Below are 15,574 nucleotides of genomic sequence, written 5' to 3' on the forward strand. Positions count from 1 at the left end.
TAAGTCTTTTATTTAGAACCTTGCTTGTAAACCGAAAGAAAATGTACGTGGAATTGGCACCGATCCGAAATCGATATTTCTTAAAATAGTCGACTGACCACCAGAGTTTAATTCTGGATCGTAGCCTTTGTAATTATCCCATGAGAACAAGTTTCTACCGCTAATATTTACTGTCAGGTTTTTAATAAACTTTACTTGTCCAATGTTATAGCTCAAAGAAATCTCTCTTAATTTTACAAAAGAGCCATCATCAATACGCCATTCTTCTACGTTATATGCACCGGCAACATAACCTCTAGGCAATTGCCCTAATTGCTCAGCTTCGGCAACTTTGCCATTACCTACACCTTGGCGGGTTCTCCAATCTGCATTCCAAACATCTCCACCCTGAACAGCATCCAATTGAATATGTAAGCTTAATTTTTTGTAGGTAAAATCATTAACAAATGATCCGGTGTAATCTGGATTAGGATCTCCAATTACTTTACGTAAAACGGTTCCTGTTGGTTGGCCATTAGCATCTCTTTGCACTTCGTAATCTGTAGACGATTTTTGAACACCTCTTTCTGTTAGCGGAATGCCCTGCGCATTCAGTAATAAATTTCCATTGGCATCACGAGCGAAGAAAGTTCCATAAAATACGCCTATCGGATAACCATCGGTAATGGAAACTGGCGCCCCAGGATTTGTAGAAATCAATCTTTGCGCACCTGATCCTGTTATTTTATTTCTATTTCTGTTGAAGATCACAGTTGATGTCCAAGAAAAATCATCAGTTTTTAACGGCACTCCTGTTAACATTAACTCGATACCTTTATTTTTAAGTGTTCCGCCAATATTATCCAATAAACTTGAATAACCTGTAGTTGGTGCAATTACAACACCCAATAATAAATCACTTACACTTTTATTATAGTAGCTAAAAGTTAATCCTAAGCGATTATTGAAAAATGACATATCGGTACCTATCTCCAATTCCTTTTGGCGTTCGGGCTTAACATTTGTATTTGCCAAAGTATTTAATGAAGTAAGAGAAGTTTTACTATTCAGCGCACTTGGCGAATAAACATTAAAACGATCGTATGCGCCAATTCCAGTTAAGTTACCCGATTCGCCATAAGCAGCTCTTAACTTAAATGCGTTCCACCATGAAGAAACGCCAAAATCTTTCCAATAATCAGCAGATGATAATACATAACTGATATTCGCTTTTGGATAATATTGCGTTCTGTTATTTTCGCCAAATACAGTAGATTGATCTATCCTTATGGCTCCTGTTACGAACAAATGATCTTTGTATTTAAAGTTTTGTTGCAGATAGGCTCCACTGATTGAAAATTCCGAACGACTATCGGCATTGGGCAAAATTGTACTTGCGCCATTTACCACTTGAACAAATGGGGCTAAACCACGACCATTTAATAAGCTATAAAGATCCTTTTGATATTGATAAGAGCCGCCCAACTGCGTTGTTGAACTTAAAAGATCGGTAATTTTAGTATCGTAAGTAAAATTTAATTCGTTGTTAAATAACGTAGTGGTAGCATTTGCAGCACTTGCATAACCATTTAAAGAAGGATCTAAAGTTGGTCCGCCACCATAAAAACCTGTACTTACATTATAAGCAAATGGCGGAATGTAAGTTGTTCCATTTTGAATGGAGTTATCAAGCCCCATCGTATAATCGATGGTTAAGTTTTTAACTGGCGTTAACTTTAAACCTGTATTTGCAATAATTCGATTAGTGAATTGGCGTTGTTTAATATCTTCGATAACAGATACTGGGTTAACACGACCACGTTCACCAATCGCTTTTAAATTTCCTAAAGCATCTCTGGCAAAAATATCATGGAAGTTACCAATGATTGTAACGGAGTTCATCGGCGAAAAGAAGGAATTACCATCTGGTTTTTCATTAGCATCGCTATGGATGTAGTTGAACCCAGCTGTCATTTTTGCCCATTTGTTAATCGTTTGATCTAAATTAGCCCTGAAATTCATCCGGGTAAAATCGGTATTTTTAATAATCCCCTGGTTAGAAAAATAACCGGCAGATGTGTAAAACTTGGTATTATCATTACCCCCAGAAACCGAAACCGAGTTATCAGTTCCAACACCTGTTCTAAAAATATAGTCTTGATAATTATACCTTGTTACCGCAGTGGTATTTGTTAGTGCAGGCGTTAAAACATCTTGAGTTTGTGCGGTTGTGCCGTCCGTTGGGCCACCAAATTTTACGGGCGATTGGTTTACATCAATCTGCTTGCGCAATTCACTTATGGTTAAGCTCGTATTGAAACTCACTTGAGGCGCACCTGTTTTACCTCGTTTGGTAAAAATTTGGATTACTCCAGCATTTGCTCTTGATCCATAAATAGCTGCAGCTGCTGCTCCATTTAAAACTTCAATGCGATCTATATCCGCTGGATTGATATCAACCATTCTGTTTTGGCCAATACTTCCAACAAAATTGCCTCCATCATAATTGGCAGAGGTATTGGTAACTCTTGTTGTAGAATTATTTACAATTACACCATCAATAATGTACAAAGGCTCAGATGATGAGTTTACAGAACTCACGCCTCTTAATCGCACTGAAATGCCACCAGCCGGATCTCCGGAGTTTTGACTGATTTGCGCACCCGGTGTTTTACCCTGAAGCGATGCCAACGCGTTTCCGCTTGGTGCCTTATTTAAATCATCGCCTTTAACTGTACTCACATAACTTCCCAATTGCTTTCTGGTAGTTCCTTGTGAAGTTCCGGTAACGATTACCTCATCTAGCCCAACGGCATCTGCACCCAGGGTGGCATTTACCTGAACCTGATCGGCTGTTGCCAATGTAACTGATTGGGTTTTGCTTTTATAACCCACGAATGAGAATTGAATCTGGGCATTTCCAGCAGCTAAATCAACAGAAAAAGAATAAGTTCCGTTGCCATTGGTACTAGTGGCTAAATTTGTATTTAAAATTTTTACAACAACGCCGGGAATCGGATCGTTATTAGAGGCATCGGTAACTTTACCGCTAATGGTATAGCGTTTAGTTTGCCCCTGTGCCATTCCTGTAAATAAAAGCAGCAGAAATGGGATCATCAAAATTGCAAAAAATCTTGTTGACCATTTTAGGTAACTTTTTTCCATAAAATTTGGTTTTGTAGTTAAGATTAGGATTTCAACAAATTTAGCAAAATACCCAACAAAGCAAATTTTAATTCGATACAAAGAAGTTTACAAAATGATAGAAAGGTATTATGATGGCAAACTTATTTTTCCCATACATATTGATGGTACGCCTTGTCTATCTCCAAAATCGATGGCTTGCCCGCATAAGGTTTCATTGGCTAAGACAGCAAACAAAACAGCTTCCTTCGCATCAGGGTTAATATTTAAATCATCTGTGGTGAAGAAATTCGAGTTTGGAAGCTTCTTTTTAAGCAAATCTACCAAAAGCGGATTGTGCATACCGCCGCCGCTCATAAAAATTTGTACTTTTGCATCTTCTCCAAAGCATCGTTTTACAGCATCAGAAATGGTTTGTGCTGAAAAATGGCATAAAGTTGCCATCACATCCTCTAATTTAATATCTAAAGTAGCGGTTTGGCTTTGCGCATTTTGTAAATAATCCAGATTAAATAATTCTGGTCCCGTGGTTTTTGGGAAAGCCATATCAAAAAAATCACAGTTCAATAACCCCTTCAATAATGTTTCATTTAAGCTTCCAGATTTTGCAACTGCTCCATTTTTATCATAAAACTGGTTGTAGTGGTATTGCATAAACTGATCCATCAATGTATTACCTGGCCCAACATCGGTAGAAAATATTTCAGATGCCTTTAGGTTTCCTGGTAAGTAAGTGAAATTGGCTATCCCACCAATATTAAGCATTACCCTATCTTCGTCTCTTTTAGAAAAGATCAAATAATCGCCATAAACAGCCAAAGGAGCACCTTCGCCACCTGCAGCCAAATGCTTTTGTCGAAAATCGGACAAGGTTATGATTCCGGTTTTCACAGCAACATGATCGCCATCGCCTATTTGCAGTGTTCCGTTCGGATAATCAGGTAATTTATGAAGTGATTTCGGGGCATGAAAAATAGTTTGGCCGTGACTGGCAATAAAATCAACCTGATCATTCTTATAACCCCATTCATTTAAAGCCTCATTAATTAGTTGGGCATGAGTATTCGCTATGTGTTCATTCATTAAGCAAACCAGTTCCAAATCAACAAGTTTTTTAGAAAAAATGGCTTTAATTTTCGATCTAAAGTCATCTGTATATGCTCCTGTTTTAAATTCTAAAATTTTAATATCAGTTTCTGCACCACTTCCGCTAACCGCACAAAGAGCAATATCCAAACCATCCATTGATGTACCGCTCATTAAACCAATAATTAAACGTTGCTGTTTTTGTGCTTTATTGTAAAGGTTTCTTATCTGGAGATTCATAACAGTCTTTAAAAAAATTGATCAAACGTTTGATTTTACTCTTAATTGAGTTTTAAAAAATTAGTTGCAATAAAAGTAAATAACGTTTGTTAAAAATTGGCTATAACTCTCTATCTTTACTGCTCCGTACATTAAAATCCATAAATAAAATGGCTAGATTAAATCTACTGGAGGAGACACGTTTCGAGAAACTACCTGTAAGCGTGTTCGATAATCCAAAAATTGCTTCTGTTAATGTGGCGCACCGAATTGCCAACCTCATTAAGTCAAAACAAGCAAACAACGCACCTGCAGTACTGGGCTTAGCAACAGGTGTTACCCCAATTGCAGTTTACGCTGAATTAGTTAGACTGCACAAGGAAGAGGGTTTAAGTTTTAAAAACGTAATAACTTTTAATTTGGATGAATACTATCCAATGCAGCCAAATGCAGCGCAGAGTTACGTTACATTTATGAACGAAAATCTTTTCGATCATATCGACATTGATAAAAACAATGTGCACATCCCAGATGGAACACTTCCGTTAGAGGATATTCCAGCTTTCTGTTTGGATTATGAGAAAAAAATTGGTGAACTTGGTGGACTTGACATCCAAATTTTAGGTATTGGTAGAACAGGGCACATTGGCTTTAACGAACCGGGTTCTGCTCCAAACTCTGGAACACGATTAGTAACCCTCGATGATTTGACCCGCCGTGATGCTGCACGTGATTTCGGTGGTAAATCCTTTGTGCCAACCAAGGCTATTACCATGGGTATTGGTACAATTTTCAAAGCAAGAGAGATCATTTTAATGGCCTGGAGCCGTAAAAAAGCTTCCATTATTAAAAAGGCTGTTGAAGGCGAAATTTCTGGCGATGTTCCTGCGACCTATTTACAACTTTCAGAGCATGTAGAATTTATTTTAGATACACCAGCGGCTGCAGAACTTACACGTTTTGATACTCCATGGTTGGTTAAGGATTGTATTTGGACAGAAGCATTGATTCGCAAAGCGGTAATTTGGTTAGCCAATACGCTTAAAAAACCAGTATTAAAATTAACTGAAGACGATTACAATAATAATGGCATGGCGCAATTGGCTACTGAAAAAGGGCCAGTTTACAACATTAACATTCACATCTTCAATAAATTACAACACACCATTACTGGTTGGCCAGGTGGAAAACCAAATGCTGATGATTCACAACGCCCGGAAAGAGCCGAGCCTGCTAAAAAGCGTGTAATTATTTTTTCTCCACACCCTGATGATGACGTTATTTCGATGGGTGGAACCTTTATTCGTTTAGTAGATCAGAAACATGATGTTCATGTCGCTTATCAAACATCAGGCAATACTGCTGTATGGGATGATGATGCGCTTCGTTTTGTAGAATTCAATGTTGATTTTACTGAAAAAATGGGAATGGATAACTCTCATTTGAAAGAACTGTACAATAACATGAGAACTTTTATTGAGCAGAAAAGACCTAACCAGGTGGATACGCCAGAAATACAAACTGTTAAAGGTTTGATTAGAAAAGGTGAAGCCATTGCTGGTGCCCGTTACTGCGGTTTGGAAGATGATCATATTCATTTTCAGGCGCTTCCATTTTATGAAAGCGGAAAAAATCAGAAAAATCCGGTAACTGATGCTGATATTGAACTGACCATGGCACTCTTACAACAAGTAAAACCGCAACAGGTTTTTGCTGCTGGCGACTTTGAAGATCCACATGGAACACACATTGTTTGTTTCAATATTATTTTGGCAGCTTTAACGCGTTTGCGCAAAACTGAAGCCTGGGCTCAGGATTGCTGGTTATGGATGTACCGTGGAGCTTGGCATGAATTTGAAACGCATGAAATCGAAATGGCAGTTCCCATCTCTCCACAAGAGTTGGAACGCAAAAGAAATGCAATCTTCAAACATCAAAGTCAGAAAGATAGAGCTGTTTTTCCAGGTGATGATGCCCGCGAATTTTGGCAACGGGCGGAAGACAGAAACCGTGAAACTGCAAAAGCTTACGACGATTTGGGTTTGGCAGAGTACGAAGCTATGGAAGCTTTTGTTCGCTGGAAGTTTAACGATTAATATTATTAGACTACGAATCCCCGCTTGTTTAAGCGGGGATTTTTTTTGTCGTAATTGGTGAAGTCTCAATGGCCAGAAGCGCAGCAATACTTCGCAATTTTTTTTAAAAAAAGTTTTTAAGGATTGCATTGTCGAGACTGACGAAGTTCTCCCACAACACAAAAGCCTACTAAACTTCGTAAGTCATTTACTGATCATCGCCACTATAATCCAACCATTTAAAATTTGCCTTATTAACTGATTTTTCTCCAGAAGAAGTTGCATACAACCCAAACAAAGAACCCACAAAACCACCAGCAACTTTAGTACTTAAAAATTTCCCATCAACATTTTCCTTCAACACTTTCCATTCTTTCGGTTTACTGGCATAATAAAAATGATACTTATCCTTATTGGCTTCTATTTTAAGGTAAATTTTGGCACCCAAAAATTTCGTTTCGGCCAATAAATCCATCGATTTTGAGTCTTTGTTTCCTTTAAATAATTGTATAACTGGCTGGTCTTTCGCAATAGATTTGCATAAAAAATAAAAATTGTATTCGCTTTGAAAAATCGTTATTCCCGCTTTTTCATTTTCGCTCCTAGCATCGAAAACCAATTGTGTACTTGCATCGCATTTTAAATGTTGCTGACGCTTACCAATAAAAGCAGGGTTTCCATTGCCCATAACTGTTTCTGATCGTAAATCCATAGTCAGCCCTGACTGATTGAGCTTATACCAGGAAGTATCCAGAGTTCTTAAAAAAAGCAAAGCAGGATCAAGCCTATTTTCAAATTTAATCCGATAAGAGAAATTACCATTTTGAGGTTTTGCGTTCTTAATTTTAACCTCCTTAAAATTAGCGAAATAGTTAAACTTAATTTCTTTGCTATCCGGATTAATAACTGGCCAATCATTAACCCACTTTACTGGGGCAATAAATGTTTCACGCCCGGTATTATAAAAATCGCCTTCGTAAGGACGAACAGCTAAGAACACAGCATAGGTTTTCCCGTCTGGACCATCTATAAGCTCGGCATGACCAGCAGATGTTATTGGATTTTTTCGGTTTGGGTCAAGGTCTCTTTGGGTCAAGATTGGATTATTCTCATAGGCTACATATGGTCCTACTGCCGACTTACTCCTTAAAACAACCTGCGAATGATTGACAGAGGTTCCTCCTTCGGCAGCACACAAATAATACCAATTGCCACGCTTGAAAATATGTGGCCCTTCGATCCAAACTGGTTTTTTGCTAATATCTACTCCACCGTTCACCAATTGCTTTTCTTCACCAATAACCTTCAAATTGATTGGATCAAATTCATAAACACGAATGGTTCTATGTCCGCTATACAATGGTTTATTGTCTGGAGCATCGCTATTGTAAACAATGTAAGCTTTATCCTTATCGAAGAATAAAGATGGATCTATACCTTTAACTTCGGGCAACCAAACCGGATCGCTCCAAGGCCCAGCGGGATTTTTAGCCGTAACTACAAAATTTCCTTTTCGATCGATAAGTGTACAGGTAACATAATACAACCCATTATGAAAATTAATTGATGGAGCAAATAAACCTCGTGATACACCATCACCCATAAAATTCATTTGACCTGGCCGGTCGATCACATTGCCAATCTGTTTCCAGTTTTTTAAATCTTTACTGTGGAAAACTGGTATTCCCGGAAAGTACGAAAAAGTAGAATTCACCAAATAGTAATCCGTACCCACTTTGGTAACACTTGGGTCAGGGTAGAAACCAGAAAGAATAGGATTAGTTAACTTTATTTGTGCTGAACCAGCAATTGCAATTGAACAGAAAAAAATCAGTAGGAACTTTTTCATTTAGTGTGGACTATTTGGTTAAATATCCGAAAGGTATAAAATAATAATTATGAATGCAACCGATTGCAGAAACTAATTTTTTTCTTATTTTAGTGCTTCAATTTTGATCAAAAATCAATTCTAACCAATAAATATTATGATGAAGACTCGCATATTATTGCCAGTGTTTTTAATCTTATCAACATTAAGTTTATTTGCACAGCCATATTTAAAGCAGCAGGGAACAACTAAACAACTCTACGTTCAAGATAAACCTTACCTGATTTTAGGCGGCGAGCTCGGAAATTCTAGCTCATCAAATACTGATTATATGAAACCCATTTGGGGAAAGGTAAAAAACTTAAATGCCAACACCATTTTGGCCCCCGTATACTGGGAGTTAATTGAGCCAGAAGAGGGTAAGTTTAATTTTGAATTGGTTAACGATTTAATTATTAACGCCAGAAAAAACGATTTGAAGTTAATTTTCCTCTGGTTTGGCGCCTGGAAAAATAGTATGTCTTGTTATGCCCCACTCTGGGTTAAAACCAATCAAGAACGTTTTCCACGGGCAACAGATAAAAATGGCATTGGGCAGGAAATATTAAGCCCGTTTTCGGCAAACAGCCTAAATGCCGATATTAAAGCTTTTGAAGCTTTAATGTCTTTCATAAAAAAAATTGATAGTAAGGACCAAACTGTGTTAATGATCCAGGTAGAAAATGAAATTGGAATGCTGCCCGAAGCGAGAGATCATAGCAACTTGGCCAATGCGGCTTTTAAGAAACCTATTCCAACTTTATTATTTGATTATTTGAAGAAAAACAAAACGGCTTTAATGCCAGAATTTAGTGCATTGTGGACAAAAAATGGTTCCAAAACATCTGGTAATTGGGAAGAAGTTTTCGGCAAAGGCCTGGCTACCGATGAAATTTTCATGGCCTGGCATTATGCTGATTTCATACAAAAACTTACCGTAGCTGGAAAAGCAAAATACAATTTACCCATGTATTTAAATGCAGCATTAAACTACAAAAAAGAGGCTAAACCTGGAGAATATCCAAGCGCTGGGCCCTTACCTCATATTATGGATATTTGGAAGGCAGGTGCACCAAGTATCGACATGCTTTCTCCAGATTTCTACAATCCGGATTTTAAATATTGGAACGATTTATATGTCCGTGGCGGAAATACTTTATTTATTCCCGAAATACGTTTTGAACAAGGCGTTGGCGCAAAAGCATTTTATGCCATTGGTCACTACGATTCGATGGGCTTCTCGCCATTTTCTATCGAGAACGGCGATGAAAAAATGAATGCCGATATTGGTTCGGCTTATAAATTGCTGAATCAATTAAGTCCGCTGATTTTGCAACATCAAGGCAAGAAAACCATCAATGGTATTTTATTTGATAAAACGAATTCTAAGCAAGAAGTTCGTTTGGGGGATTACATTTTTTCATTCTCACATGATTTAAACTTGGGTTGGTCGGGCAAAGCGAAAGATGAGACCTGGCCAATTACCGGCGGATTGATTATTCAATTGGCTCCTGATGAATTCATTATTGCCGGAACAGGCATTGTCGCCACATTTAAACCACTAAAGGATAAATTCAGAGCCGGAATTGCACAAATAGATGAAGGCGTTTTTGAAAACGGAAAATGGATACCAGGTTTGAGGGTCAATGGCGATCAAAACCATCAGGGAAGACATTTAAGAATTCCTGAAGGAGATTACAGCATCCAAAAAATTAAACTTTATTCTTATCAATAATGAAAAAGTGGTTCATATTTCTCGTTTTATTTCTGGGTAACTCTCTTTGTTTCGCACAGATTAAATTACCTAAACTAATTAGCAATGGAATGGTTCTTCAGCGGAACGACACCACAAAAATTTGGGGTTGGGCATCACCAAATGAGGCCGTATCACTTCAGTTTAAAGGCAAAACCTACGTAAGCAAAGCCGATGGAAATGGCGATTGGATCATCAAACTTCCTCCACAAAAAGCTGGCGGTCCTTACCAAATGGTTTTATCGGCAAGTAATAAAATTACACTTAGCGATATTTTATTTGGAGATGTATTTTTATGCAGCGGCCAGTCTAATATGGAATTGCCAATGGGTAGATTGGTAGATCAATACCCAAAAGAAATAGCAAATAGCAATAATTCGAGCATCAGGCAGTTTTTGGTGCCTGATGAATATGATTTTAAGGTACAAAGAAAAGACTTTTCAATTGGATCGTGGCAATCAGCAAACCCTAAAAATGTGCTTGATTTCTCCGGAGTTGCTTATTTCTTTGCTTTAGAAATTCATAAAAAAAACAAAGTTCCGGTTGGAATTATTAATGCTGCTTTAGGTGGTTCTCCTGCCCAATCATGGATCAGCGAAGGTGCAGTTAAAAATTTTCCGCAGCTAGAAAAAGAGCTGCTTAAATTTAAAGATGACCAACTCATTAAGCAAATTGAATCATCAGATCAGGCCGCATCAAATGCCTGGTATGCCCAATTGAATGCTTCCGATGAGGGATTAAAAAACAATTGGAAAAATAATATCAATGATGATAACTGGGCAGAAATGAATATTCCAGGTTATTGGAGTAATGAGCCAATAGGAAAAGTTAATGGTGTGGTTTGGTTTAAAAAAGAGATTGATGTGCCTCAAAATATGTTAGGCAAACCTGCAAAATTATTGCTTGGGCGAATTGTTGATGCAGATTCTGTTTTCATCAACGGAAACTTTGTTGGAACAACAAGCTATCAATATCCGCCAAGGAGATATCTTTTTAATGCAGGTGTTTTAAAGGCAGGAAAAAATACCGTAATAGTCCGCATTGTAAATAACTCGGGAAATGGCGGTTTTGTGCTGGATAAAGATTATTTGTTAACAGCAGGAAACGACACCATTAATTTAAGCGGAAAATGGAAATATAAATTAGGTGCAGCATCAAAACCATCGCCTTCGCAAACTTTTGTTCGATGGAAACCTGTGGGCTTATATAATGCCATGATTGCACCGTTAGCAAATTTTAATATTAAAGCGGCTTTATGGTACCAGGGAGAAGCCAATACATACAATCCAAAAGAGTATTTTTCATTAATGAAAACATTGATCTCTGATTGGAGAAAAACATTTCATAACCAAAATCTGCCGTTATTATATGTCCAATTGCCAAATTTTATGGAAGCAAAAGAATTTCCTTCAGAAAGCAGCTGGGCTGAACTGAGAGAACAACAGCGCAATTTATTAGCCGAAAAAAATACGGCAATGGCAGTAGCGATAGATTTAGGAGAATGGAACGATATCCACCCATTAAATAAAAAAGATGTCGGAATACGGTTGGCATTACAGGCTGAAAATTTAATTTATGGAGATAAGAAAACAGTATTTGCAGGCCCAACCTTTAAATCAATTGCTGCTGCAGGCAATCATCTTGTTTTATCATTTAATAACACAGGCAAAGGTCTTATAGCGAAGGGTGACACAAAACTAAAATACTTTGCGGTTGCAGGTGCAGATCGAAAATTTGCTTGGGCCAATGCTGAAATTAAAGGAAATCAGGTGATGGTTTCAAATGCGGCTATTTCTAAACCGATGTTTGTTCGCTACGCCTGGGCAGATAACCCCGAAGGTGCCAACCTTTACAATAAAGATAGATTACCAGCATCTCCATTTGAGGCCAGCATAAAATAACCCTAAAAGGAAAAGCCATTCCAGATCCCTGGAATGGCTTTATCACTAACTAACTATTATTCTTATTGACCTTTCAATCCTTGTGCAAACCCAGAGAATGCCGGTTTCTTTCCATAAGTGGCATTGAATAAAAGTGGCGCATCATTCTTTGCTAAACTGGTGGTGATCCAACTATCAGTATCTGCAACACCCCAAACTGTTATTCCTCCGCGTTGCGCTTCAGGAACATATTTAAAATAAGCTTTTACTACGTAATTGTACATTGCTGCCTGAAGGTTTTGAAGTGCAACTGAAGCGCCAACATTACCAACCTTTTCTGATGGATTTAACCTGATGTCGAGTTCTGAAATTCTAACTTTTAATCCTGTTGCAGCCAATTTCTGAAACATATCATTGATCATGTTATATGATGTATTGATATTGCAATGCATTTGTGTACCCACACCTGTAATACCAGTGTTGGCGGCTTTTAATTCATTAGCCATCGCCACAAATGCATTTAATTTAGCAGCGCTGGCTTCCAAATTATAATCATTCATGTATAAATCTGCCGTAGGATCAGATGCTCTTGCATAGGTAAATGCTTTTGCTGCATAATCTCTACCCAAATAGTTTTGCCAAACAAATACATCTGTTCTTCCGGTAGATGGCGTGTTCGAATTGTTTCTTAATTCGGCAGCATCACTAAAAGGCTCATTGATTACATCCCATGCGGTAATTTTACCAACATAGCGGGAAACCACTGTTTGTATGTGTTTTTTCATTGCGTTATCTACGATTATAGTTAAAGCACCGCCAGTTGGAGGGGCAACTATTGAAGCATCAGTAATGCTTACATCATCCAAATAAAGGGTATTTTGAGTACCACCTAAATCAAAGGCCAATTGAATTGCAGTTACACCAACTGGAATGGCATAATCGTATGTTACTTTTGAGTAAGCAGTAGTAACCGCTTTTCCGCCTTGATAATTAACTGAACCTGCAGTTGCACCTAAATATGGGCGAATTTCAAACTGAATATTTTGTGCTGTTGCTCCTTTAATGTAATATGAAATGGTATAGGTTTTACCAGCAGTTACCGGAATTTGCGCTTTTGTAACGATTTGAGTATTGAAGTTTTGACCCCCAGCCGGCACATTAACCTGAAGTGCTTTCGAACCAGCATTTACATTGCTCCCCGTACTTACAAATTGTCCGGCACCGTTCAATACCTGCCAGCCATCAGCTGGTTCGGCAGTAGTTCCAACCGTTGTGGTTTCAAAACCTGGGTTTACCACTAAATTTGTAGGTCCGGAACCACTTCCACCACCACCTATTAAACTATTGTAGTAGGATGCCCGCTGTTGCGAATGCCAAACCAATGTATGACCAAAAACCTTTATGCCGGCATTAGTAGCCAGATTATAAAAATTATCTGCTCTTGTAAAATCGTATGTTCCATCGGCCTTAACTACCGCATCATTCTTCAATTCATTGCCGAATGTAATCCATCCAGCTTCTCTTTTTACAACTGACCAGTAGCTGTTATTTGTTGATGATAATGGATATTCAGCCGCCATCCCCAATGGAAAAGACACTAAGGATTTTAAGGTTGAGGTGCTATCTGTAAACTGCACTTCAGCCAAGCTATCGGCGCCATTATATATATCTTTTTTGCAAGAATACATCCCAACCGCTGTTAACAACAGTAAGCCAGGAATAATTAATTTCTTTTTCATGTTCATCTCTTTTAATTATTTCACTAATAGTAACCTGGATTCTGATATTTGTTTCTGTTCGAATCTCCTCCCGGATCAACTACACTGTTGATTTGACTTTGAGGAATTGGACGCAGATTGTGGAAATCCTTTACATTTGGTGCGCCATCAGGATTATAGGCTTTAACGCGTTCCACTAACTTTTTACGAACTGCCAAATCTGCCCATCTTAATCCTTCGCCACACAATTCTCTGGTACGTTCATCCAATATAAAATCAAGATTAATTTGAGCAACTGTAATGGTCATTGCCGCTCTTCTGGTTGCCAATTCACCTGCGGTAAACCATGAACGATACGCAGCTCTTTCTCTCAAAGTGTTGATCAATGGAACGGCGTCTGTCGCACGTCCATCCTGAAATGCAGCCTCTGCAGCAATTAAATAAACTTCAGAAAGTTTGGCTACAATGTATGGTCTACCAGAAACATCCTGAAAGTTATTGCGCACACTATCATCATATTTTTTCAAGTTTGGATATAATTGGTTGGTTTTATTTTGGTTCGACCAGAATTCTGATGGGCCTAAAACTTTATATCTTTTACCTAAAGCTTTTAATTGTGCCGCTCTAGCATCGGTTGGAGCAAGATAAATTGCCGTATCGCCAAGGGCAAAACCCACACCAGCCAACCTGGTTTTAAAGGTTTCCAATTCTGCTCCGGTACGCAATGTTGCCACTCTCCACATCGTTCTAAAAGTTGCATCGTAACGGCTATCATTTCCTTTATCAGCGAAAACACGATTAAATACGTTTGCAGTTGGCGCCAATTGTCTTAACGGGCGACCATATTGTAAAGGGCGATCATCAATTAATGATACACCACCAACAGTAACTGCATTTTGATAGTTACAGTTAAATAAATTATTAGATAAATTTACTTTTTCAGCAAAATCACTGCCTGGATTCGCCACCTCATTATTAGCATTATTTAAAGGCAAACGTTCAACAGAGTATAAAATTTCTCTGTTATAATCATTTCCCTGTTTGTGTATTTGACTATAATCCTGTAGCAAATCTGTACCGTATTTCGATTTATTATTAATCAATTCCATTGCAGTTTTGTACGCATTTGCGAAATCCGTTGATTCTTTTGCGTCAGAGTAACCACGATACAAATAAATTTTTGATAATAAATGTAAAGCTGCCGATTGAGATAATTTAAACGCATTCGATGGACGGGTTACCGGCAAATTCTGACTAGCGAAAGTTAAATCGTTGATCATTGCCTGATAGTTCTTTTTCAATACATCGTTAAACGGTAAACGATTAAAGCCGTAATAAGCCACATCAGTAAAAACCAGATCTCCAGAACCTAAATCCAATGGCACAGCACCAAACTGGATAACCAATAACATGTAATAATGGGCTCTCAAGTAACGGGCTTCGGCAATAATTACATTTCTAGCTGCATCGCTCATACTCACTTGTGGTGCAAATTGTAAAATCGCGTTACACAAATTGATGTTAGAGTAGTTTCTGTTCCAAGGGGTTAAAATTGATCCATTGGTTGGCGGAATTTGGTAAGTGCCCAACTCTAAGGTTTGACCAGAGTTTCCCTGATCGCCGAAAGTCCACTCATCAGTACCCATGTTTGCCAATAACACAGCACCGATTGGGCCGTAATCATAACGCATACCTGCATAAACGGAATTTATGGCCGCCTGTAAACCTTCAGGACTTTTAAAATAATCTGTTGTAAACGCAGTGTAAGGGCGTTCTTCCAATGCTTTCTTACATCCTCCAAACATGACTATGGCTGAAAGAAGAATGGCTTGTATATAATATCTTGTTTTCAT

General features: G+C 38.1%; 8 protein-coding genes and 1 pseudogene. 4 read left to right on the forward strand and 5 right to left on the reverse strand.

The genetic code is table 11. The annotated features are described in order from the left end of the window. Positions 1-12: 12 nt before the first annotated feature. Positions 13-3,144, reverse strand: a complete 3,132-nt coding sequence (locus LUA91_RS07990; RefSeq protein ID WP_231425517.1) for a SusC/RagA family TonB-linked outer membrane protein — start codon at positions 3,142-3,144, stop codon at positions 13-15. Between the two features lie 108 nt (positions 3,145-3,252). Continuing rightward, complete coding sequence (locus LUA91_RS07995) at positions 3,253-4,449, reverse strand: anhydro-N-acetylmuramic acid kinase (RefSeq protein WP_231425519.1); 1,197 nt, start codon at positions 4,447-4,449, stop codon at positions 3,253-3,255. 149 nt (positions 4,450-4,598) lie between these two features. Here LUA91_RS07995 and nagB point away from each other — a divergent pair, with 149 nt between their 5' ends. Beyond that, positions 4,599-6,524, forward strand: a complete 1,926-nt coding sequence (gene nagB, locus LUA91_RS08000; protein WP_231425521.1) for a glucosamine-6-phosphate deaminase — start codon at positions 4,599-4,601, stop codon at positions 6,522-6,524. A 187-nt stretch (positions 6,525-6,711) separates the two neighbouring features. Here the strand turns inward: nagB and LUA91_RS08005 are convergent, their stop codons facing one another. After that, positions 6,712-8,352 (reverse strand): glycoside hydrolase family 43 protein, encoded by a 1,641-nt coding sequence (locus LUA91_RS08005; RefSeq protein WP_231425523.1) that lies wholly within the window; start codon positions 8,350-8,352, stop codon positions 6,712-6,714. A 136-nt stretch (positions 8,353-8,488) separates the two neighbouring features. Here LUA91_RS08005 and LUA91_RS08010 point away from each other — a divergent pair, with 136 nt between their 5' ends. The 3 genes and pseudogenes from LUA91_RS08010 to LUA91_RS20745 all read left to right on the forward strand — a co-directional run bounded on the left by LUA91_RS08010 (position 8,489) and on the right by LUA91_RS20745 (position 11,803). Beyond that, positions 8,489-10,105: a DUF5597 domain-containing protein gene (locus LUA91_RS08010; protein ID WP_231425524.1), complete on the forward strand. Its 1,617-nt coding sequence runs from the start codon at positions 8,489-8,491 to the stop codon at positions 10,103-10,105. A gap of 251 nt (positions 10,106-10,356) precedes the next feature. Further along, positions 10,357-11,628, forward strand: a pseudogene (locus tag LUA91_RS08015) (sialate O-acetylesterase); the annotation flags it as partial. A gap of 70 nt (positions 11,629-11,698) precedes the next feature. Then, entirely contained in the window at positions 11,699-11,803 is a 105-nt protein-coding gene (locus LUA91_RS20745; protein ID WP_370633617.1) for a DUF1601 domain-containing protein, read from the forward strand. A gap of 283 nt (positions 11,804-12,086) precedes the next feature. On the opposite strand, the gene LUA91_RS08020 is transcribed toward LUA91_RS20745, so the two are convergent. Both LUA91_RS08020 and LUA91_RS08025 read right to left on the reverse strand, forming a co-directional pair. Then, positions 12,087-13,742 carry an endo-1,4-beta-xylanase gene (locus LUA91_RS08020; protein WP_231425527.1) on the reverse strand — a complete coding sequence of 552 codons (1,656 nt, stop codon included), beginning with the start codon at positions 13,740-13,742 and terminating at the stop codon, positions 12,087-12,089. Between the two features lie 23 nt (positions 13,743-13,765). Continuing rightward, positions 13,766-15,574: a RagB/SusD family nutrient uptake outer membrane protein gene (locus LUA91_RS08025; RefSeq protein ID WP_231425529.1), complete on the reverse strand. Its 1,809-nt coding sequence runs from the start codon at positions 15,572-15,574 to the stop codon at positions 13,766-13,768.

Source organism: Pedobacter sp. Leaf250 (assembly GCF_920984735.1).
Classification (GTDB): Bacteria; Bacteroidota; Bacteroidia; order Sphingobacteriales; family Sphingobacteriaceae; genus Pedobacter.

Coding starts and splice junctions, on each gene's coding strand:
- LUA91_RS07990 (WP_231425517.1), bottom strand. CDS start 3,144: ATGGAAAAAAGTTACCTAAAATGGTCAACAAGATTTTTTGCAATTTTG.
- LUA91_RS08025 (WP_231425529.1), bottom strand. CDS start 15,574: ATGAAAACAAGATATTATATACAAGCCATTCTTCTTTCAGCCATAGTC.
- nagB (WP_231425521.1), top strand. CDS start 4,599: ATGGCTAGATTAAATCTACTGGAGGAGACACGTTTCGAGAAACTACCT.
- LUA91_RS08010 (WP_231425524.1), top strand. CDS start 8,489: ATGATGAAGACTCGCATATTATTGCCAGTGTTTTTAATCTTATCAACA.
- LUA91_RS20745 (WP_370633617.1), top strand. CDS start 11,699: ATGGAGATAAGAAAACAGTATTTGCAGGCCCAACCTTTAAATCAATTG.
- LUA91_RS07995 (WP_231425519.1), bottom strand. CDS start 4,449: ATGAATCTCCAGATAAGAAACCTTTACAATAAAGCACAAAAACAGCAA.
- LUA91_RS08005 (WP_231425523.1), bottom strand. CDS start 8,352: ATGAAAAAGTTCCTACTGATTTTTTTCTGTTCAATTGCAATTGCTGGT.
- LUA91_RS08020 (WP_231425527.1), bottom strand. CDS start 13,742: ATGAAAAAGAAATTAATTATTCCTGGCTTACTGTTGTTAACAGCGGTT.